This window comes from Paenibacillus sp. FSL F4-0125, assembly GCF_038008565.1.
Taxonomy (GTDB): Bacteria; Bacillota; Bacilli; order Paenibacillales; family Paenibacillaceae; genus Paenibacillus_AQ.
On record NZ_JBBOZJ010000001.1, the window covers coordinates 2,926,863 to 2,949,137 of the forward strand.

At 41.5% G+C, this 22,275-nt stretch carries 19 protein-coding genes and 1 other annotated feature; of the genes, 11 read left to right on the top strand and 8 right to left on the bottom strand.

Features of this window, described 5'->3' with window-relative positions:
- Position 1 precedes the first annotated feature (1 nt).
- Complete coding sequence (locus NST74_RS12685; protein ID WP_341112350.1) at positions 2–1,171, bottom strand: MFS transporter; 1,170 nt, start codon at positions 1,169–1,171, stop codon at positions 2–4.
- Between the two features lie 139 nt (positions 1,172–1,310).
- On the opposite strand from NST74_RS12685, the gene NST74_RS12690 reads away from it, so the two are divergent.
- Positions 1,311–2,069, top strand: coding sequence for an exodeoxyribonuclease III (locus NST74_RS12690; protein ID WP_341115880.1), 759 nt, complete (start codon positions 1,311–1,313; stop codon positions 2,067–2,069).
- Between the two features lie 75 nt (positions 2,070–2,144).
- Here the strand turns inward: NST74_RS12690 and NST74_RS12695 are convergent, their stop codons facing one another.
- Both NST74_RS12695 and NST74_RS12700 read right to left on the bottom strand, forming a co-directional pair.
- Positions 2,145–3,584, bottom strand: coding sequence for a serine hydrolase domain-containing protein (locus NST74_RS12695; RefSeq protein ID WP_341112352.1), 1,440 nt, complete (start codon positions 3,582–3,584; stop codon positions 2,145–2,147).
- A gap of 87 nt (positions 3,585–3,671) precedes the next feature.
- Positions 3,672–4,769 carry a VanZ family protein gene (locus tag NST74_RS12700; RefSeq protein WP_341112353.1) on the bottom strand — a complete coding sequence of 366 codons (1,098 nt, stop codon included), beginning with the start codon at positions 4,767–4,769 and terminating at the stop codon, positions 3,672–3,674.
- 188 nt (positions 4,770–4,957) lie between these two features.
- Between NST74_RS12700 and NST74_RS12705 the strand changes: the two genes are divergently transcribed.
- On the top strand, positions 4,958–5,305 hold the full coding sequence (locus NST74_RS12705) for a hypothetical protein (protein WP_042127055.1): 348 nt from the start codon (positions 4,958–4,960) through the stop codon (positions 5,303–5,305).
- Between the two features lie 167 nt (positions 5,306–5,472).
- The gene (locus tag NST74_RS12710; RefSeq protein WP_341112354.1) at positions 5,473–6,705 is read left to right on the top strand and encodes an aminopeptidase; all 1,233 of its coding nucleotides are present in this window, start codon (positions 5,473–5,475) and stop codon (positions 6,703–6,705) included.
- Positions 6,706–6,767: 62 nt separating this feature from the next.
- Here the strand turns inward: NST74_RS12710 and NST74_RS12715 are convergent, their stop codons facing one another.
- Both NST74_RS12715 and trpS read right to left on the bottom strand, forming a co-directional pair.
- Positions 6,768–7,865: a DUF4303 domain-containing protein gene (locus tag NST74_RS12715; RefSeq protein ID WP_341112355.1), complete on the bottom strand. Its 1,098-nt coding sequence runs from the start codon at positions 7,863–7,865 to the stop codon at positions 6,768–6,770.
- Positions 7,866–8,045: 180 nt separating this feature from the next.
- Positions 8,046–9,041 carry a tryptophan--tRNA ligase gene (gene trpS / locus NST74_RS12720; RefSeq protein ID WP_341112356.1) on the bottom strand — a complete coding sequence of 332 codons (996 nt, stop codon included), beginning with the start codon at positions 9,039–9,041 and terminating at the stop codon, positions 8,046–8,048.
- A gap of 101 nt (positions 9,042–9,142) precedes the next feature.
- Positions 9,143–9,427: a binding site (T-box leader), on the bottom strand.
- 197 nt (positions 9,428–9,624) lie between these two features.
- On the opposite strand from trpS, the gene NST74_RS12725 reads away from it, so the two are divergent.
- A complete protein-coding gene (locus NST74_RS12725) occupies positions 9,625–10,050 on the top strand; it encodes a hypothetical protein (RefSeq protein WP_042127063.1) in 426 nt (141 codons plus the stop codon).
- 148 nt (positions 10,051–10,198) lie between these two features.
- Here NST74_RS12725 and NST74_RS12730 read toward each other — a convergent pair whose 3' ends face one another.
- A complete protein-coding gene (locus tag NST74_RS12730; protein ID WP_042127064.1) occupies positions 10,199–10,567 on the bottom strand; it encodes a winged helix-turn-helix transcriptional regulator in 369 nt (122 codons plus the stop codon).
- A 225-nt stretch (positions 10,568–10,792) separates the two neighbouring features.
- Between NST74_RS12730 and NST74_RS12735 the strand changes: the two genes are divergently transcribed.
- The 3 genes from NST74_RS12735 (at position 10,793) to NST74_RS12745 (ending at position 14,198) form a co-directional block, all read left to right on the top strand.
- A complete protein-coding gene (locus NST74_RS12735) occupies positions 10,793–11,329 on the top strand; it encodes a sigma-70 family RNA polymerase sigma factor (RefSeq protein ID WP_081954069.1) in 537 nt (178 codons plus the stop codon).
- Positions 11,322–12,440, top strand: a complete 1,119-nt coding sequence (locus NST74_RS12740) for a DUF4179 domain-containing protein (RefSeq protein WP_341112358.1) — start codon at positions 11,322–11,324, stop codon at positions 12,438–12,440. Before NST74_RS12735 ends, NST74_RS12740 begins: the two co-directional genes overlap by 8 nt.
- Positions 12,441–12,626: 186 nt before the next feature.
- Positions 12,627–14,198: an ABC-F family ATP-binding cassette domain-containing protein gene (locus NST74_RS12745; protein ID WP_341112360.1), complete on the top strand. Its 1,572-nt coding sequence runs from the start codon at positions 12,627–12,629 to the stop codon at positions 14,196–14,198.
- On the opposite strand, the gene NST74_RS12750 is transcribed toward NST74_RS12745, so the two are convergent.
- Positions 14,195–15,970 (bottom strand): cache domain-containing sensor histidine kinase, encoded by a 1,776-nt coding sequence (locus NST74_RS12750; protein WP_341112361.1) that lies wholly within the window; start codon positions 15,968–15,970, stop codon positions 14,195–14,197. The genes NST74_RS12745 and NST74_RS12750 overlap by 4 nt on opposite strands.
- A 42-nt stretch (positions 15,971–16,012) precedes the next feature.
- Positions 16,013–17,641, bottom strand: a complete 1,629-nt coding sequence (locus tag NST74_RS12755) for a response regulator transcription factor (RefSeq protein ID WP_341112363.1) — start codon at positions 17,639–17,641, stop codon at positions 16,013–16,015.
- A gap of 294 nt (positions 17,642–17,935) precedes the next feature.
- On the opposite strand from NST74_RS12755, the gene NST74_RS12760 reads away from it, so the two are divergent.
- From NST74_RS12760 to NST74_RS12775, 4 genes are all read left to right on the top strand, one after another.
- Positions 17,936–19,327 carry an extracellular solute-binding protein gene (locus NST74_RS12760; protein ID WP_042127077.1) on the top strand — a complete coding sequence of 464 codons (1,392 nt, stop codon included), beginning with the start codon at positions 17,936–17,938 and terminating at the stop codon, positions 19,325–19,327.
- Between the two features lie 138 nt (positions 19,328–19,465).
- Complete coding sequence (locus NST74_RS12765; protein ID WP_445668138.1) at positions 19,466–20,395, top strand: carbohydrate ABC transporter permease; 930 nt, start codon at positions 19,466–19,468, stop codon at positions 20,393–20,395.
- A gap of 12 nt (positions 20,396–20,407) precedes the next feature.
- Positions 20,408–21,295, top strand: a complete 888-nt coding sequence (locus NST74_RS12770) for a carbohydrate ABC transporter permease (protein ID WP_081390057.1) — start codon at positions 20,408–20,410, stop codon at positions 21,293–21,295.
- A gap of 58 nt (positions 21,296–21,353) precedes the next feature.
- Positions 21,354–22,271, top strand: coding sequence for a dihydrodipicolinate synthase family protein (locus tag NST74_RS12775; protein WP_042127079.1), 918 nt, complete (start codon positions 21,354–21,356; stop codon positions 22,269–22,271).
- The last annotated feature ends 4 nt before the right edge of the window (positions 22,272–22,275 follow it).

Here is a 22,275-nt window from a genome sequence, read left to right on the forward strand (position 1 = left end):
ATTAATTAGTGGTTATATTCTTTTTATTGCCGGTTTTCTTTCCATAGATTCGGAACAATATTAATCCAAACAGCATGCCGATAAATGACATCACGGATATGGTTAAGTAAAGGGCCTTACCGCCGAAGGCTTCATATAAGGCTCCTCCAGCATAAGAAGCGAGAATGCCTGATACCCCGAAGAACAATAGCGCCAGTACTGTTTGACCCGTAGCCCGCCACTCCTCAGGCACAATACTATACAGATACTGAATAGCTGCGGAGTAGAATACTGGAAAGGTAAGGATTTGTAGTATCTGTAGATAAGCTAGCAAATGCGGATCAGTAATCCAAGCGGAAATAAAGAATCGAAGAAAATAAAAGGCTCCGGAAATCGAAATAATGATCAGCTCTTTTCCTTTGCGAAGCCACCAAAAGCTTAAAGCAAAGACAATAATCTCACTCATTGCGGCGATAAAGAACGATTGACCTATTAATTCAGGACTGCCACCAAGCTCACGGATATAAACACCGAGGAAGGTATCGTTCATTCGCGCAGGAACGGAGCTGATAAAGATAAGCACTAGAAACAACAGCGTTTCTTTGTTGCTTAGAAAATGCTTTAAGCTGTCAAGAGTAACCGGTTTACCCGTGACTGGAGCATCAGGCATAAACCAGCTGACGATGAAGCTTGTAAGGCTAATACCAACGAACAGCATGGCCATCCCATGAGAGCCGAAGTAACTCAGCACATAACCTGTGAGCAAGGCCATTACACCGTACCCTAAGGCGCCGTATGTGCGTATCGACCCATAGCTAATTCCAGCTGCTTCGGAGACCCGGAAATTCAAGCTTTCAGCTAGCGGATCGATAGGCATCAAGAAGAAATATAGCAGCATAGCAAAAAGAATAAGTCCCACATAGCTATTGGAATCGAATAAAAAGTATCCCGTCACCGCAGAGCATAACAACAGAACTAAAAGTACCTTACGGATCGTTCTTGTTTTGTCGCTGATCATCCCCCATAAGGGTTGAGCAATAATGGTAACAAAACCTCCAGTACCAATAATGAATCCAATTTGCGCCGGATTTAAACCTTGTTCTCCTAGATAGACTGGCAGAAAAGGAATGAACATCGCCAGCAATGCAAAATACAAAAAGTTAAATCCTCGTAATAGTGTTGGTGCCTTCATAAGTTTCTTTACCTCACGTATTAAATATTATTTAGATAGAGTTAATTTTGTTATTGTAACATGGATGGTGAATGATTAGGATATAAAACTATGATAAACTGAGAATAATTAAAGCAAAATGCAAGGAGAAAAGTCGATGATCAAGCTGGTATCATGGAATGTTAATGGCCTTCGGGCATGTGTCAAAAAAGGGTTTAATGACTATTTCAAAGAAGTAGATGCTGATATCTTCTGTGTTCAAGAGACAAAGCTTCAGGAAGGGCAAATTACACTGGAGCATGGTGAAGAATACGATCAATACTGGAATTACGCAGTGAAGAAGGGCTATTCCGGTACGGCTATATTTACTAAAATCAAGCCGATCTCTGCAAGATATGGAATGGAAGAAGATGAGGAAGCAGAAGGTCGGATCATAACATTAGAGTTCGAACATTTTTATCTGGTCAACGTCTATACGCCTAATGCCAAACGAGATCTGTCTCGATTGGATTACAGAATGGAATGGGAGGACCGTTTCCGAATATATCTCTTAGAACTGGACAAGCGTAAACCGGTAGTTGTCTGTGGAGACCTAAACGTAGCCCATGAGGATATCGATATCAAGAATGCAAAAGCTAACCGTGGGAACTCTGGTTTTACAGATGAAGAGAGAGGCAAAATGAGTACGCTGCTAGAATCGGGCTTCATTGATACGTTCAGATATCTCCACCCGGAGCTAGAGGGAGTGTATTCATGGTGGTCTTATATGCCGAAGGTGAGAGAGCGGAATGTGGGTTGGCGGATTGATTATTTCTTAGCTTCTTCTAGACTTGCGCCTAATGTACTTGATGCTCAAATCGATTGTCAGATCATGGGCAGTGATCATTGCCCTGTCATTTTGAAGCTTGCAGATTTTTGAGACCAAAATAAAATGATTGAAGGCCGCTAAGTTCCTGTGTAAGGAAAAGCGGCCTTTATTTTATGGGTATGAATACTAAATTCTGCCAATCATATCATCGAATTCAAGCGGACCCATGTTCACATTAATCTTCGATTTAAGCAATAACATGTTCTCTAATATTTTAATCTCAAGAGTGATATAGAAGGGCATTTCAACAAACAGCAAGGACAACTGAAGTTGATCTTCTGCTAACCAAGTAAAGCTGGACATAATCCGGTTCATGGAAGGCTCAAGGATTAGCGCAAAGCTTTCGAGCCATTGTCCTCGGCCTAATCGAATAACATTGCTCTCACCAAGCTTACTTATTAAAGTAACCTCAGCGTCTTCATTGTTGAAGGAGATCGAGAAGGTAGCTAGTGAAAATTGGTTGTTTTCGAGTGTATAGGTCATACCATTTATTTGATCTTCCAGAATGGAGGAATGTTGCAATTGTGGAGGATTTATCGATAAATTCTTTAATTGGTCTACCAAGGCTGCAGATGAAGACTGATCTTCAGGAAGAGGTGCATCCTTCATATTAGGCAGTAGATGCTCCCACACTGCATTTAATATTCCTTCTGTGCTAGATGATGCGCTTGTAATAGCTATTACAGCGTCTTGGCCTGGTAGAACAATACAGAGTTGTCCGAATGCGCCATCTGCCCGGTAGGCTCCATGCTGGCATCTCCAGAATTGATAACCATATCCGCGCGCCCAGTCATGATCGCCTTCGCCGTTCGAGATGTGTTTGGAAGTGGCCTCATCTATCCACTCTTCAGGTAGAAGACGCTGATTATTCCAGATGCCTTTCTGTAAGAAGAGCTGGCCGAATTTAGCGATATCCTCTGTGGTTATGTTTAAACCGTATCCGCCAATGTTAATTCCACGGGGACAGGATTCCCAAGTGGCACTACGGATACCAAGAGGCGTGAAGAGACGTGGTTCTAAGTATTCAAGCAGCGTTTGTCCGGTGACCTTTTGAAGAATCGCAGATAGCATGTAAGTAGCGCCGGTATTATAGAGAAAATGCGTTCCAGGTTCTTTTTCTACAGGGACCGTGAAGAAGGCTTTCACCCAATTCCCGTCCGCACTTTGTTTAAGGGGATCCATCGTGTCCACGACTTGTCCTGTACCCATCATCAATAGATGCTTAATGCTCATTTTGGATAAATAGCTTGTAATCTCATCAGGTGCATCCTCAGGAAAGAACGAAATAACCGAATCATCAAGAGTGATGAGTTTCTCTGTCACAGCAAAACCGATAGCAGTTGAAGTGAAGCTTTTGCTCAGGGAAAAAAGCATATGCGGAAGGTCGGGCTTATAAGGAGACCACCAGCCTTCCGAGATTACATATCCATGACGAAGGAGCATAAAGCTATGCAGACCTAAGCTTTGCGTCTCGACTGAATCAATAAAGCTGGATATTGCGGCTGAGGAAATGCCCTGCTCTTCTGGAAGACTTCTAGACAACTGCAAGCTACTTGTAGTTTCCATTCATTCATCTCCTAAATTTTGATAATTGTTATCTTCCTATTCTATAATAAATTCCATTGTATAAATACTATATAAAAGGGAGGATTTTCAATCCTCTAAAGAGCTGCTGTTGGAGGCATCGGTATGCAATCTTTTCTCAGGCCATGAAATAACATGCGAGGTTCGGCTTAATTTCTCATAGATTAGCTGGTCATCTTTTTTGAATACCTTAATGATTAAATGAATAAAGAAAGCTAAATCGACCAGTAGAACAAAGAGATAAGCTACCGTTCTCAATGGTGAAGATAGAAGCCCCGTCACATCAGAATCGATAACAATAGCGTGAAGTCCAAGGATTACCCAATATAACAGACCATATCGGATCATAAGCGCCCAGAAAGAAGCCCGATTACCTCTGTTCGTTACCCGAATCCGTACAATCCATTTGCCTAAGGTCCGCCCACCGGTGAAAGCTGGAATCAGGATGAAGTACATCCCTGTTACAATCCAGAAAGCACTTTTAATATCGAATCCATAAAGTACACCAAACCCAATGATCCACACCATACTATCGATGAAAAAAGCAATCCCTCTGCGGGTATAGGAGACTCTTTTGGCAGAACGATCGATATTCGTATCCAATTGTTCTATGCGTGGTAGTAACCCGTTTATCCAGATAGCAATTCGGAATCCAAAGATCCCTCCCAGCGTGTTGGTAATAAGATCATCGACATCAAATAGACGGTAGGGATGATCAAAAAAGCCGTAGATGCCTGTAACCTGAGTGACCTCAAAAGATAACGAAAGCATGAAAGACAAGAGAATACACATTCCCCAGCGCGTTCGAAAATAGTAGCCCAGAAACAATCCGAACGGAACAGTTAAGGCGATGTTAAAAATAACCTGTAAAAAAGCGGGCTCACGCAGTAAAGACCAATACGTTGAAATCTGATCAGGTATGATCTTAGAGCCGTCTATAATATCTTGTATGAACTGAAGAGGGATGAGCTGCATGATACTCCCTGAAGGCGCCATATTATGTCTTGAGGAAGGCATCGGAAGCAAAACGAGAAAATAAGCGTTCATCAGATAGAGCAAGAGTAAGTATAGGATTAAAGCTCTAAGCTTATGAATGTAGCCGTGTCTGCGGTATTGAACGATTAGAAAAGGGAGTGTGAAGATCAATGCCGCTATAGGAAACATCATAAAGGCATACGAAATTGGGAAAAAGTAAGAATGAAACATAAGTCACCTGCCGAATCATTGTTTTTGTGGATGAAAGGAGTCTGCTGCAAACTAGCGTTCCCGGCTCATTATAAAATTTTATGATAGGGAACTCAACTTATTTATTTAGCGCTTCCGGCATACATATGTTTATAGAGGAGCGTGAAGTGATGGAGAAAAAGGTGCAGCAGTATTATCGTCTGAAGCAAAAACAAAAGGAAATCGAAAAAGAACTGGGGGAGCTTCGCCAGGAAATTCTAAGCTATTGTAGTGAGCAGGGGGCAACCGAGACTGAAATTGGAAGCTACAAGGTGAAGCTAGTGATGCAGAACCGCAAAGAATATGATGATCTGAAGCTTTATGAAACCTTATCAGACCCTGAAGTGTGGCGTATGCTCTCTAAATCAGACCCAGCGAAGGTAGCAAGTTTGACCAAGCTTAACGTAATCTCTGAAGACAAGATTATGCATACCTATTCTTTAAAGACCGTAACTTTGCTGCAGGTGGATAAAAAATAAGGATTTTACGTGAGCGGTTCCCTTCATGGGGGCCGCTTTCTTATAACGAATCGCAACTCTTAGCATTTTGCGTTAAAATAAGAAGTGAAGCTGACCGTCTGCTGTTAAGGAGCTCCGGTGCTTTGGTGCGACAGTAAAGCAACCATAGAGATGGAGGAAGAGAATTCATGAAAGATTTTGATGTCATGTTAGAGAAATATGCGAACCTGGTTGTAAAGGTTGGGGTAAATGTACAGCCTGGACAAGTCTTAATGGTGCATGCGCCTATTGAAACTGCTGAGCTTACTCGCTTGATTGTAGGTAAAGCCTATGAAGCAGGTGCTAAATATGTAATTGTAGATTGGGACGATGAAGCGACTACACGGATTCGTTATGAAAAAGCTCCGGAAGATTCCTTTGATTATTATCCACAGTGGCAAGCAGAAATGATGGAGAAGTTTGCGGAAGAGAACGGCGCCATCTTACATATTAAAGTACCTGATCCGGAATTGTTCAATGGTATTGATTCTTCTAAAGTATCAAGAGCAGTTAAAGCAGCAGCTGTTGCTCGCAAAAACTACTCTAAATATACCCGCAATAGCAAAATCAGCTGGTCTCTCGTTAAGGCTCCAACGCGTGCTTGGGCAAACAAGGTGTTTGCCGATCTCCCTGAGGAAGATCGAGTAGAAGCGATGTGGGAAGCTGTATTCCAGATGAATCGTGTAGGTAGCGAGGATCCTGTTGCCGCGTGGAGAGAACATATCGGTCAATTAAAAGAGAGTCAGGATAGAATGAACGCTAAGCGTTATAAAAGCCTGCATTACCGTGCACCGGGAACGGATTTGCATGTGGAGCTTCCGGAAGGTCATCTATGGCGCGGAGGCGGTGGGGAGAATGATAAAGGTGTGTATTTCGTGGCAAATATGCCAACCGAAGAAATCTATTCGATGCCCCATCGTACAGGTGTGAATGGTACAGTTAGAAGTACACTCCCTTTGAATCTGAATGGACGTTTGGTAGAAGGTATTTCATTCACCTTTAAAGATGGAAAAGTAGTTGCATATGAAGCAGAATCCGGACGTGAGCATCTGACTTCGCTGCTGGCAACGGATGAAGGTGCATCCTATTTAGGAGAAGTGGCTTTAGTGCAGCATGATTCTCCAATCTCTCGTTTGAACCGAATTTTCTACAATACAGGGATTGATGAGAATGCCTCCTGCCATTTCGCGATGGGAAGTGCCTATCCTGTCAATATTGAAGGCGGCACAAAGCTTACGAATGAAGAGCTTGTGGCAAGAGGTGCTAATGTCAGTTTAACGCATGTCGATTTCATGATCGGTTCGGCAGAACTGGATATTGATGGAGAACTGGCGGATGGCACGATTGAACCGGTATTCCGTAAAGGGAATTGGGTGCTGTAAGTGAAAATAAGGCCGTAATGATCCCTTTGGGGGAGGGTTACGGCCTTTTCTTTTGAGAATATTTATAAATTTATTACAGCGTTTATTTCGCGCAAAGCGTCTTCCAGATCTTCGCCTCTTTTATTCATGCGGTTTGCTAGCTGCTTACAATCATCAAGTTGTTGCTCTGTTAGCGGTCCTGCAAAATGCAGCGCTTCTATATAGTAATAAATGAAGTAATAATTCTCAATTTCAATGTTCTCCAAATCTATTAAGGGATTTAAACGTTGGATGCATTCCTGAGCCAGTGCATTTCCAAGATGCTCCATTTGTATGAACACTTCTAGGTCAGACTTCCCGTAAATATATGGAATCGTGTCACTGTAGCTGCTAAGAACCGCGTCGGACCAATAATCTAAATATTCAGTGACTGAGAAATGTTGATTCTGCAACATCAGCTCTCGAAATTGTAAATCTTTTGCATAATCAAATGGGAAAATCTTTGCGAATAAAGCAGGTTCAATGGTTTTTGGCATCACAATACTGTAATCTACGTCATTGTTCCCTGTGGAGGCAAAGGCAATAAAGTCTTCAGTTGTATTTAATGACTGAAGCTCACCCTCAGTGATCAAACGCTGCATTGCTTTTAGCGTCAGCAGATAATACCCCGTTTTAATAATCCCTGCTTCAAAGGCAATGATAGGTTGATCCTCCGTGTTAAAGAGAAAATCTTCTTCTGGATAAGTTGTCAGATCTGCTAGTTGGGTAAAATAATTCACGATCATATCGTCTTCGAGCCATAAGTGGTACCGAAAATCCCCCTGATTATATTTCAACCAGTTTATTGAACGTTCATCTCGATCCTTTGGATTTCTCTCTAAAGCCCGCTGGAAGCCTTCAAGGGTATTTAGGTAAATGTTGATGTTATAGAACTCATCAGCTTGAAGATTAAAAACATAGACATCTTTATTGTCAGGTCCACTCGCGAAAGAAGAAATGACTGCTTTACAGTTCTTAACGAGAGTATTTACAAAACTTTCAGCTGTAACAATTTCGATATGATTAGGTTTAGTGGGACTAAATTTTGCTCTGTTTCCATCATATAAAAGATAGTAACCATCTTGGTGGAACGGAGTTCTCTCTTCAAGCACACGTCCAAGCTGTGAATAAAATGTATTCATGTCCATTCTTCTTTCTACTATGATTTAAATGAATGATTCGACAATTTCTTCTTTTTTCCTCTAAGAGCCGCTGTCCAATGTGACGCTGGATGATGAAGAGTCAATAATTGTTTCTAAAAAAACGCCAGAGCTCTCTCCAATAGAGAGTCCAGCGTTTTTTTATTGCCCATACGGATCAGATTATTTTGAGAAATAATTAAGGCCCATGGCCTCGCGTACTTCGGACATCGTTTCTTGAGCAATGTTACGGGCACGTTTAGTTCCGGATAATAAGATATCCTCAACAACCTTGGGTCTGGCTGCATAATAGGAGCGCCGCTCACGCATCGGTTCAATTAACTGGTCTAGAGCTGTCGTGATAAGCTGCTTACAGGCAGAACAACTTATACAGCCATTTTCGCAGCTCTCGCGAATTTCTGTGGCGCCGTGGGAACGAAAAGCGCGATGATAAGCATAAATGGGACAAATATCTGGATGCCCAGGATCATTTTTATGAACACGGGCTGGATCAGTTGTGGCTTTGCGGATTTTGAAGGTGATCTCTTCCTTCGTGGAGTCCAGCTCGATGGCATTACCTAGGCTTTTGCTCATTTTTGCATTGCCGTCTGTTCCCACTAGTCTTGGGGTATCGCTGATAAGCGCTCTGGGCTCCACAAGGATAGGGCTGTACAGCTCGTTAAATCTACGTACGATTTTGCGGCTCAACTCCAGATGGGGAAGCTGGTCTTCTCCTACAGGAATAATCGTCGCTTTACAAAAGGTTATATCGGCAGTCTGGCTTACTGGATACCCAAGAAAACCATAGTATAGTTCATCTAAGCTGGAATTTTTCGATTCGGCTTTAATGGTAGGATTGTGCCGCAACGAATTTACAGTGACGAACATGGAGAACAGAACAGTCAGTTCGGCAATCTCTGGAATCATCGATTGAATGAATATTGTGGCTTTATCCGGATGTATACCCGCCGATAAATAGTCCAGTGTGATTTCATTCAAGTTTTGACCCAGTAGTTGAGGCTGATCAAAGTGAGTCGTTAGGGCTTGAATATCTGCTAGAAACACAAAAGTATCATATTGCTCCTGTAGAGCCACTCGGTTCTGCAAGCTGCCCACGTAATGGCCGAGATGGAGCTTTCCGGTCACTCGATCTCCAGTTAATACACGTTCTTTTATCATTTAAATTCCTCCTGTTTTGTCGCTTTTGATTAACATTGAATCGCCACCACCAGCCATCATCCATGGCCATCACCTCCTTAAATGACAAAAAAACCTCATCCAATAAGGACGAAGTTGTCGTGGTACCACCTTAATTAATCGCGCCACCAAGTTTCGTTAGTATTACGATCTTCTCTTACCTGTACGGAGAGTGTTAAGAACAATCTAGATACAGGTCCCTTGATAACGGCGGGAACCCCGGCTTCTCCTACAGCATCTAAGTAAGATGGTTCGGAAGAGCAACTCTAAAGGCCATTCGATCAGACGCTGGACACCGGTTCGCAGCAACCACCGGCTCTCTGAAGTCCATGTACATTTGTCTACTTACCCTTTTTCAGCGTTGTTCATGATATTTGGGTAATTGTAATTCTGATAAGTGAGTTTGTCAATAGGTGGAAATTAGAGGATGATATTCGAAGTATCTAGGTTTTATAATCTAGTAAAAGTATAACTTAAATGTATATAATCATCAGGAATTAAGTCCAATCTATCATTGCGGATTCACAATATACTATTCTATAACCTTGAAATGGAGTGATTAAGAATGGCGACAATTATAAGTTATGGGTCACAGGCAAAAATCCCGTTAGACCCGTTTACTACAGCTATAACGGTTGCAGGGATTCCTGGAGCTGGAGCGGGTCTAGCCACAGCGCAAGTAAATATTAGTCCGGCTAATCCGGCCTCTTTCTCCAGCAGAGTCGAGTTAAATGGTAGTTTTAGTCTTACTGCACTTGCTAACAGCCAATTTCTTGTTTTAATCCGACGTGCTGGAGTCGATATTTATAGATCCTTTTTTCGTTTTACTACAACTACTGATATTCAATTAAATGTTCAGTGGGTTGATGGTCCTTATATTGGGATCCACAACTATGAATTGGTAATTCAAAATGATAGCAACTTGCCTATCAATCTATTTGGACCCATATCATTCACAGCAACTGCTATAGGTGGAGACGGCGTAATTTAAGCTACGGGACAGTTAAATCGATCTGATTTAGCTGCCCTTTTTTTCATGGGCGTATAATTAAAACCTCAACTTTTGCAGCATAAATATCAAACAAACCCCAACCATTAAGGAAGGGGTTCTTAGAAGATTGAAGTTATGGTTTCTCTCTTTATTTATTTAAAATGTTATCCTCTAAAACAGCATACTTATCACCGTACTGCTTAATGATATGTTGTTCTCCCCAGTTACAGAGCGAAGTTAAAATGTCGCTTAGACTATTACCATATTCACTTAGCTCATATTCCACTTTTGGTGGAACCTGATTGTATACGATCCGGTTGATGATTCCATCGGCTTCCAACTCTCGAAGCTGTTGTGTTAACATTTTTTGAGTAATCCCCGGCATCAATTGTTTTAATTCTGATGTGCGTTTTTTACCATGAGTTAAATGACAGAGAATCACACACTTCCATTTTCCTCCAATAACTTCGAGTGTGGCCTCAACGGAAATATTGTATTTTTTCTTAATCGTTGTCATAATATCCTCCAATGCATAGGTACTTTTTAGTGCCTATGGTACTTTTAAGTGCGTACTATTGATTATGTCCTATTTTATCTATCATAACATTTATCGTTCATTTTTTATAGAATGTTATAATCTTAAAGTGCTCAGCCTCAAAAAAAGTTAATACAAATAAAACCGTTTCGATACGCTCCCCGTCTTAATCTATGAGAGGTTTAGGAGAGGGGGCTAAGGAAGGATATGTCAATGACTAATGCAGAAATGAAGAAAGTAACGGTTCTTGATACTCGGAGCGAGACGGATTTCTACGATTCCATATTGGTACATAGAGAACAACTGTACAGTATAGCTTATAGCTATTTACGTAACCGGAATGATGCGCTTGAAGCGATGCAGGAAATGACTTGCCGCGCTTGGATTAAAAGAAAAACATTAAAGGATCCCAAAGCATTCAAATCATGGATCATTCGGATCCTGATTTATGTCTGCATAGATGAACAAAGACGCAGAAAACGTTCCATGCCGCTTGTAGATGAGAGAATGGGGGAGCAAATTACGCATATTGGCTATCATCGAATGGAAATGCTGTGGGCACTCGAACAGGTTAAGCCCAAGTATCGCCATGTGCTGTTACTTAAATACTACAATGATATGACCTTGAGCGAGATAGCGAACATTCTGGATAAACCTGAGGGAACGGTCAAGACGTGGCAGCATAAAGGATTAAAGCAGTTAAGAACGATCATTAAGAATCGGGGTGATTGGAACAATGAGTAGCCAGGAGGAGCTTGCCATGTTAATCGATGCCGAAAGGATCCCGCAGGAGCACAAAATGGAGAGTGCCGCCGCACAAATCTATGCCATACAAGCAGGACTCGAGCTAGGTAAGAAACGCGGTAAAAATTTAATGTTCGCAAAAAGCGCGATGGCTGTTCTGACTGCTGCAATGATGGTCGCAGGATTACTATTCTTCAATCCATCCCAACTGCTGCCTCAACAAGCCTCTACTAGTATTGATTCAAGTGATTGGGGTGTACTGGAACCTTTTAAGAAATTGGCTGATGCTGATGTTGATGCCCTTACGTTAGAATCTGCTATTCGAAATGATTATGTGCAAATCGTCAATAAAAGCGCTGAGAAAGACGGGTATAAAATCACTCTGAATGCAGTGATCGCTGACGAAAATAAAATTATGCTGCTGTATACAGGGACTTCAAGTGGTGGTCAGGAAATTTACAACGTAAATAGTGTGTGGCTGACAGATGCTGCAGGACAAAGCGTTGTGGATAAAAATGGGAATAGAAGTGGGATGGGTTTACATGCTGAGGATAGTATTTATAAATGGCTCGGAAAAACTATCTATTCACTAGATAAGAATAAAGCATTTCCAAAAGAGGTTGTGGCCAATTTTCAGATCGCTTCAGTGGATCCCGGCATGCTAGCAAAACCGAATACGGGAACGAATCTAGCTGATATGCGTTATTCTGATCGTTTAAAGGTGAGCTTCTCTATCGATTCAAAATTCTGGGAGCAGAAGACGGAGACAATAGTTCTTAATCAGCCGTTTATGATTGACGGGAATAAAGTGAATCTTGCACAGGTAGAGCTGTCTCCGTTAAGTATAGTAGTCAAATATACGCTAAGTGAGGATTTAAAAACTAATTGGGAGATCAGAAATGAGTTATTTGGAAAGACTCCTAGTGAGTTGACATCGCGAGTTGGGAAGCGTGAATTGAAAAATAACTCGATTGGCGGAAGTGGCAGTGAGGATGGATTTATAAGCAACTTTAGCAGCAACGTATTGGATCATCCGAAATCCATTCGATTGAAGCTCAATGCGGGACCTGATCGCGAGAAGGATGCGTATATTGATATACTGAAAAAATGAGCAATAGATATGAGCTAAATGTACAAAAATATGTATATGAATTCGCTATACAGACAAAAGGCCGCTAACGGCGGCCTTTTTTTGACCGGCAATATGATTTTGAAGTCCTCTTTTTAAATAGTGCTATAATAGCTCTTTGAGTGTTTTGAGATGAATTCTGATCTAGATAAACTAGGGGTGGTAGATTTGAGCGTAATCCGTATGGAGAACGTAACTAAGAAATACGAGAATACATTGATTTTTCGAGATATTTATTTTCGAGTTAGCAAGGGCGAACGGATTGGATTAATCGGACGAAATGGTGCGGGGAAGTCAACTGTGTTTAAACTGATGATGGGAAAAGAGGAGCCTACAGCGGGAAAAGTGGAGTTAGATCCTAACGTAAAGATCAGCTACTTCTCTCAATTCTCTGAGCTTTCCGGGTCCTTGTCTGTTCAGCAAGAGTTAGAGTTGTGCTTCGAGCAGGTAGCGCTCATCGAACAAGAGCTTAACCAAATCGGGGAACAGCTTGGGCAAGTGACAGATGATGATCAGATGAATACTCTTTTAGAGCGACAAGCGGCGCTTTTTGAACAAATGGACCATTTGGATGGCTGGAATGTATCCGTCGAAATCAACACTGTTCTGACTAAATTGGGCTTCAATGAAAGATCACGGCATCAACCTGTTGATGAGCTGTCTGGAGGCTGGAGAAACCGCGCAGCACTGGCTAAAGTCTTAATAGAAATGCCTGATGTCGTATTGCTTGATGAGCCTACTAACTTTTTAGATATCGAAGGGATCGTATGGCTGGAGCAGTGGCTGCACCGTTTTAATGGCGCGATGATTCTAATCTCTCATGACCGGCAATTTATTGACAGAGTAGTTACGCGGACGATAGAAATCGAGAATTATCATTTTCAGGAATATGAAGGCAACTACACCGATTATGTCCGGAAAAAGAAGATGCGTAAAAAGGTGCTTGTCCGACAGTTTGAGTGGGAGGAAGAGCTTCTGCTTATGGAGTCGGAGGCTATTGAAGCCCGCGGGAACAAAAAGTCCTCCAAGGATCGCCTGTCACGTAAGCTGACAGATATGAAAAAGCGTGTGGAGCCTCATCCAGTGAACGTTTTGATCACCGATATCTACAGCAATTTACGTTTTCCGGACAAGCTTGTTGAAGTCAAAGGAATTGGACAGAGCTATGACGGTCGGACGATATTCCAGAACATAAGCTTTGATATTCAAAAGGAAGATCGGATAGCTATTGTGGGGCCTAACGGCAGCGGGAAGTCGACACTCATAAAGGTATTGACTGGGCAAGAGGAGCCTGAGACGGGTGGTGTGACTTGGGAACGTGGGGTCAGCTACGCGTATTTTAATCGAATGTGGGATGAACTTGATCCTAAGGATACTGTCAGTCATGCCGTAAATGTATATGGGCTGGGGCTCGATGCTCCCCGAAAAAAAGTGAATAAATTCTTATCGATGCTGCAATTCTCGGAAATGGATTTAAACAAAACGATCGGCAGTCTGTCGGGAGGGCAGCAGGCCAGAGTAGCGTTAGCGAAATGCCTTCTCTCTGGCGCGGCTGTCATTATTTTGGATGAGCCAACCAATCATTTAGATTTAACAAGTATTCAGGTGATGGAACAAGCACTCATCCATTTTCCTGGAGCTGTTGTTACTGTTAGTCATGACCGCTTTTTCATCGATAAAATAGCAACAAAAATGCTTACTTTCGATCCTCAAATAGGAATCATTGAGCAAGATGTCTAGGATTTTGCTGGGAGTCGGATGATCACAGTCGTTCCTTCTCCTACTTGACTGGTGATTTCAATCCCATACGATTCACCAAAATGAAATTGAATACGATCATGAACATTTTTTATACCAATATGATCTTCATCCAAGGTATCTGATGGTTGAGAGAGACGGAAACGTAACTGTTTAAGTTTCTCTTCATCGATGCCAATTCCGTTATCCTTAATGATAATCAGCATGTCATCCCCCGAAATCATAGAAGACACCTCAAGAAACCCTGGCTCACTTCGACATTCCAGTCCGTGGACAATAGCATTCTCTACGATAGGTTGAAGGGAAAAGTGCATGACTTTAATTTTTTCGGTATTAGGTTCTAGCTGTTCAACATATTGAATTTTATCCCCGAAACGTAATTGTTGAATCTTTACATACAACCGGACATGCTCAAGTTCTTCTCGCAGGGTTACGGTTATCTTTCCGGTCTGGATATGAATCCGAAATAATCTTCCTACAATTCCCACCATTTCGCCAATCTCACGCTGCCCATTGATGATGGCTTTCATCTGAATAGATTCAAGTACATTCGCTAGGAAATGTGGATTGATTTGGCTTTTGAGAGCGCCGTACTGGGCTACTTTTTGTTGTGCTTTGGCCATAGAAGACCGCTCGATATAATTTTGCAGATCTTTCACCATTTTACGGATTCCATTATAGAGAACCCCAAACTCATCTTGACGCTCACTATACAAATCCACATCGAAGTTCCCCATCCCCACCAGCTTGACCTTTCGGCTTAAAAGAATAATGGGCTTAGTGACACGCTCCGATAGGATATACATGAATAAGATCGCAGTGACAAGCGACAAGAGCGCTAATGTTAAAATGATTTTCCCGAGAAAAGCAGCCTGCTTAGTCATCTCTTTCTCATCAATGTACTGAATGACCTTCCAGTTGGAATAGGGAGACGTTACAAAGTTAATGTACGAATCCTTTTCATCAAAAGTACCATAAAAGCTCCCCGTATCATTGTTCATGAAAGTATTAAGCGCCTGAGTTCCTATAGGGATAGGTTGTAAAGGTGAGGTTTCCATGTTATCAGAGCTATATACACTGCCACCCTTATCGTCTAAAATAATGAATTTTCGTTTACTATTCTCAGAAAGCTTTAAGATTTCACGTAATGAGTCCAATCGGATGTCGATTAACATAACACCTATGGGCTGCTTGCTGCCTTTTTTATTTATGACGCGGGCGATAGAAATGACGGATTGTTTGGAATTGGTGCGATAGAAGGGGGTATGGCTCCCAAATAGGATCACTCCACCTTTTTTCTGTTGGGTCTGCAAATACCAATCCTCATGGGTATAATCCTTCACATCATAATCCGCACGATTGAAATTAGCAGAGTAGAACACACGTGATCCCGCAAAAATCTGCACACTATCAACATTTTTAATCGTCATCTCAATTCCGCTGATGAAATGTTCAATTGTGTTCCCATACTGAATATTCTGGTCATTCCCTATGTCGTCTTTATGGATCGTCCAATGTTCAAGTGCGGCTTGGAGCTGGCTATCTACTTGAGCGTTGAGTGTGCCCTTATCAATGCTTTGAAGATATTGGTCAATATTGAATGAGAGGTTATTAAGGATCAGATTAGAGCTGCTCTGGTATTCATTTTTGACGGCTTGGTTTGAAAAGATATAGATGATTGCCGATATGATTAGAAGTGGAATGGTAATGGTCAGGATCATCAGCACGAAAATCTGACGATTGACATGTCTCATTCGGTACCGTTTTTTTGGTTGCTCTATCTGCATCATTTTGGGTCACCAGCCTGACTGTTTTCTGTAGTCCGATGGAGTCATGTTTGTGATGCTTCGGAATGTTTTAACGAAATGCTTATAGCTTTTGTAACCACACATCGTACAGACATCGGTCACTAGAAACTCTGGTTTTTTTAAGCATTCCTGCGCATATTCCATCCGAATTTCGGTTACAAATCGCATGTAGTTCTTATCAAGTTTTCGCTTAAATAATCGACTTAAATAAGACGGATTATAGAAGAATCGATCTGCTACCATCTGTAGAGTCACATCTTGATCAATATTCTCTTTTATGAAGGATTTAATATGCTCGAATATGATCACATCCTGTTGGTTGTTGTGGGTCAGCCCTTCGGAATAAACAGTTCCTAAATGAACCATCCATCTGCCAAGCCAGTCAAAAAGGTTCTCAATTGAATCAAATTCATCTACAAAGGTTAGATTCAGGAGCTTTTCGCTGTACACGCCTTCGATATGGATGTGGTTCTTATTAGCGAAGCGGAGAATGGTACTTATAATTTCCTGAAGAAATGCAAGCCAAAAATCTGGAGAAGAAACATCAGCTTTATTCAAAATATCTTGAGACAGCCGGTGCATCAGCTGGAGCGTCTCTATTTCGTTAGCACTTTCGATGCAGGAGATCATCCGTTTCTTATCATTTTCATCGAGTTGAATTAGGGATGGTTTAATAGAATTGGAGCCTTCTATCCATTGTGGCACGTAGATAAACCTACAATCTCTCTTGTAAAAGCGTTGATATAACATTCTATCGTTCTCATGCAGCAATGCATTTATTTGTGCAGGGTTCTCCGTAGTCTTACCTATAACTAAATAGAGGCCTAGGTGATGTTCTAGCGTAAGCAGCTTCAGATATTGATCGATTCGTGTCTGCACTTTAGTCTGAAGAGGGAAATTATCAATAGAAGCTGGAGATCCCAATACAATAAGTCCATAGAGCTTAGTTTTAGATGAATATGTAAAAACAGTGTGCGGTGTAGAGGCATGGAGATACTCCTCTACAGCATGATGAATGAACTTCTCCGCATATTCTCTCATCCAGAGCGTAGATTGAGCGCGCTTTCCTCTCATAGGAATTCCCGACAAAACAAAGGGCAGATAAAGATAGTAGTTACTGTTGAAATTACATAGTTCACGGACAATAGAATCATCTATTACAGGTTGTTCTTCCTCCAGTAACAGCTTTACAAGCTGTGCCCCCTCCAAATTAGAACGTTTCAATCGATCTTGCCGCTTAAGATGAAGCTTGTTCATACATTCTTGTATCACAAGGAGACTTTCCTCGTATTCCAAAGGCTTGAGCAAAAACGCATGTACATTCCCTAGTTTTATAGCCTTCTGAGCGTATTCGAAATCGTTGAATCCAGTCAAAATGATAAATAATGTATCGGGAAGCAGATTGCGAATCTGCTCAATCATTTGTAGACCATCCATTTGGGGCATCCGGATATCAGTGATCACCAAATCGGGCTTCTCACGCAGTGCAGTGGCCATTCCTTCTGTTCCATTCTCTGCTTCAATAATGTTGTGAACCCCAAGCTCTTCCCAAGCAAAGTAATGTTTTAAGCCCGTTCTTATTAATGGTTCATCCTCTACAATCAATAGTTTGTACATGAAATCCCTCCGGAAGACTAGAATTATAGTGGATCGCTCGTAAGGAAATGCCATTAGATGTAAGATTAAAAGGGTTACATTAAGGCGGAAAAGTGAAAAAATATAAATTTAATTGTTAATAGGTGGAATATGTAATGTATTATAACATTGAAGAGGGGTGGATTGAAGGGATATGTCAGAAAAGAGCCCTAAAAGTAAAAGGAGTGGGATTCTCCTAAATTTACAATTGATTTATGATTAGCGCAAGGAATGAGAGCAGTACTTATTCCACAAAAAAATAATTGGGGGTAGCACATGAAAGCAATGAAAAAAGGGCTAATGAGTATTGTTGGTGTCGCACTTTTAGGTACACAGTTAGTTGCATGTGGAAATACGAACACGGCGAATTCAGCAGTTACACCAAGTAATAACGCTGACAAGACTGAGCCCGCAGCAACTGAGGCTGCTGCTAAGCCAGTAGAGATTACATGGTGGAATTTTCCGAGCTTTCAAGCTTTAGATGGTGAAGTTGGCAAATATGAAAAGGAAATCATTGCTGCTTTCAATGAGAAAAATCCTGAAATTAAAGTCAACCTTGAGATGATCACCTTTGAAGGCGGCCCTGAAAAACTGAATGTCGCAATAGCTTCTAATACTGCGCCTGATGTGATCTATGATGCACCTGGACGGATTATCGATTGGGGTAAAAAGGATTTGCTTGCACCGCTTAACGACATGGTGACTGATGAAGTGAAGAATGATATTTCAGAAGCTTTTTGGAAGCAGTCAAGTGTAGGCGACAACATCTTTATGTACCCGATCAATACAGCACCATTTATGATGGCGGTTAATAAGACTATTTTTGAAAAGATAGGCGCTCTAGATTTACTTCCTCTGGATAAGGAAGATAGAACTTGGACGTTTGAAGAATATAAAAAGGCATTGGAAGCTGTGAAAGAAAAGGCTCCGGATGTTATTCCAACAGGGTTCTTCGCGAAGAGCCAAGCCGGAGACCAAGGCACTCGCGCTTATCTTGCTAACTTAGGCGTATCCAGATTCCTAAATGAAGACAATTCCGCAGTTGCTATCAACACAGATAATGCTGCAAAAGCGCTGGATTGGATTGTCCAAGCTACGAAAGATAAACTCAGTGTCTCCGGTGCAGCATCGCTAGCTGCTGCTGATGTGAACGATTTGTTCCTGCAAGGAAAATTGGCCTTTACACTTAACTATTCCGCTGTGCTAAAAGCACAGAACGTATCCAAGAAGATGGTTCAATTCGAAGATATTCTTCTTCCATTCCCTACTTTAGATGGTTCGGAACCGAAGCTTGAACCTTATCTGGGCGGGATGGCCGTATTTAATAATGGTGATGAAGCTAAGATTGCAGCTTCCAAGAAGCTGATTGATTTCATTGCTAATGATCCAGTATGGGGTAAGAAAAACTTGATTCAAACAGGCGGTCTTTCGGTTCGTAATTCGATTACTGGACTATATGACGATCCGGAGTACAAATACGCCGAATATGCTCGTAAATTTACGACAGATGCACCAACAATTGCAGATGGATATGCAGATATTCGTACCTTCTGGTTCCCTGAATTACAACGTGCTTTAACTGGAGGCGCTACCGGCAAGGAAGCTTTGGATAGTTTTGCTACAAAGGCTAACGAAGCGATTACTAAAGCCAAAGCGGCTATGAAATAAAAAGTGAATGGTATTCAAAAGAATAGAGTGCGGGAAGCACTCTATTCTTTTGAAAAAAATTCAAGCTACACACCTATAAATATCATAATTTTTCTCGCTTAAACGCTCACCGTCCTTATAAGGATGCCAAAGTCGTTTATGCTTGATCATCAGAGAAATGGGGAGAAGGTTGTGGGGACAACGGTACGCAAAATTAAAGGTTATGTGATACGTGACTGGATGATGAGTTATCTTTTCTTATTACCAGCGTTTGGATTCTTTCTTCTGTTTGTAGCCTACCCGATGGTAAAAGGAGTCTATATTAGTTTCTTTGATTACTCTTTGAGAGATTTTAGTTTTATTGGTCTCGATAATTATATTTCATTATTTAAAGACAATAATTTTATAAAGTCCATGGGAAATACTTTATTGCTTGTTGTGATCACCGTACCGATCGTGATTATCTTTTCACTGTTTGTTTCAATGAATATCTATAAGAAAAAAGAGTTTGCTAGATCATTTTTCCGCGGTGTGTTCTACTTGCCAGCCGTATCATCGGTTGTAAGTATCACGGTCGTGTGGGGCTGGATTTACCATCCCAACTACGGAATTCTGAATTATTTGACGGGTTTGTTTGGAATGGAGCCTGTTTCATGGCTAGGGGATACAAGAACAGCATTACTTGCAATTATTGTGGTTTTAATAACGACTTCTGTAGGTCAACCGATCATTTTATATGTGGCCTCCATTGGTAACATTCCTACCTCTTATATTGAAGCTGCAGAGATAGATCGAGCCACCCCTTGGCAAATTTTCCGGAAAATATTATGGCCGATGCTGATGCCAACGAACTTATATATTATCGTGATAACCACGATTAATACGTTTCAATGTTTCGCACTGATTCAACTCCTTACCTCAGGCGGACCAGTATATAGCACATCTACCGTTATGTATGGTGTTTATGAACAAGCCTTTATGTTAGGTCATTTCGGATATGCCTCAGCAATGGGCGTCATACTCGCAATAGTAATTGGGATTATTTCTATCATTCAATTCAAATACTTTGGCAGCGATGTTGAGTATTAAGGAGGGGACATCATGAATTCTACGAATCCATTACAACTGAAAGCACCTATAACCCAGTCTAAGAAAGTAAGCGCATGGAAAAAAGAATTAACGATTCCAAAAATAATAGCTACCATTCTATTGATCTTGGCTACATTATTTTTTATCTTTCCTTTTTATTGGGTAGTTTCGGGAGCCTTTAAGCTTCAAACTGTGGCAACGACCATCCCACCGGAGTGGTTTCCGCTAAAGCCGACGCTACAGAACTGGACAGAATTATTTAAGAATCCGGTAGAACGCTGGATGTTTAATAGCTTTATTATTGCTTTTGCAGAAATGGCAGCAATCTGTATTGTCTCCTCCTGTGCCGGTTATGTTCTTGCAAAGAAATCATTTCCCGGACGAGGAATTATCTTCACAATGTTTGTTGCCGCCATGGCATTGCCTAAGCAAGTTATTCTTGTACCGTTGTTTACGATGTTAGCTGACTTTGGTTGGGTCAATACGTATAAAGGGCTTATTTTACCGGCGATTGGCTGGCCCTTTGGAGTCTTTCTGATGAAACAGTTCGCGCAGACGATTCCGGGAGAGTTGATTGAAGCGGCGAAAATTGACGGTAGCTCAGAGATTCGATTGTTTGGAACGATCGTTTTACCGTTATTGAAACCAGCAGTGGGTGCACTGGCTATATTCACCTTCATAACTTCATGGAACGATTATTTCAGCCAGCTAATTATGACGCGATCCACTTCGATGATGACCTTGCCACTTGGGGTAGCGACACTACGCGGCGAATTCACAACGAACTATGGACTGCTTATGGCAGGTGCTGCGTTAGCTTCGATTCCTATGATTGCAATCTTCCTAATGTTTCAAAAGGCATTCACACAAGGGATCACTATGGGTGCTGTTAAGGGTTGAAAATTCATATAACAACGAAAATTAATATATTTGGCTTTAGCGATGGAGGCTATTATCTATGAAATCATATGATCTTGAAGCTTTTAAAGGCATTATTATCGCTTTGTACTCCAGTTATGATGCTGAGGGGAATATAGATAAAGAAGCGGCACAGAAATTAGCTCGTCATTATGCTTCTACTGGTGTGAAAGGTCTTTATGTTGGAGGAAGCTCAGGAGAAGGCATGCTGCAATCTGTAGAGGAACGCAAACAAATGCTCGAAGCCGTTATAGCGGAAGTAGGAGAGGAGCTAACGATCATTGCTCACGTTGGTGCTCCATCTACACGGGATAGTGTTGAGCTTGCGGTACATGCTGAATTCGTAGGCGCACACGCGGTATCGGCTGTTCCAGCAATTTATTACCGTTTGTCTCCGGACAGTGTTGAAAGCCATTGGCAGGCGATCATTGATAGTACATCGCTTCCATTTATTATCTACCATATCCCGCAAACGACTGGTTTTCAATTATCAAAAAGCTTGTTAATTAAGATGGCTGCGCAGGATAAAGTGATTGGCGTGAAGATTTCAGCAGAAAGTACATTTGAGCTTCAGCAGTTTAAGGCAGCAGGTGGAAATGATTTTCTTGTATTGAATGGACCGGATGAGCAGTACTTGGCTGGCCGCAGTATCGGGGCGGATGGTGGGATTGGTGGAACCTATGGGGTTATGCCCGAGCTATTTTTAAAAGTAGAACAATGTTATGGGCAAGGTGATATGGCTGAGGCGCAGAAATGGCAGTTCATTATCAACGATCTCATTGTAGAATTATTATCCTTTCCATCATTATATGGTGCATGTAAAGCAATCCTGAGTCTGCGGGGATTTGAAACGGGTACACCAAGAATGCCACTTCTACCTATCAAAGACTCCGATCAGGATCGGGTGGAAGCTCTCAACAATAGAATATTAGATTATATTCTTGAAGCGAAGGGATAGGGTT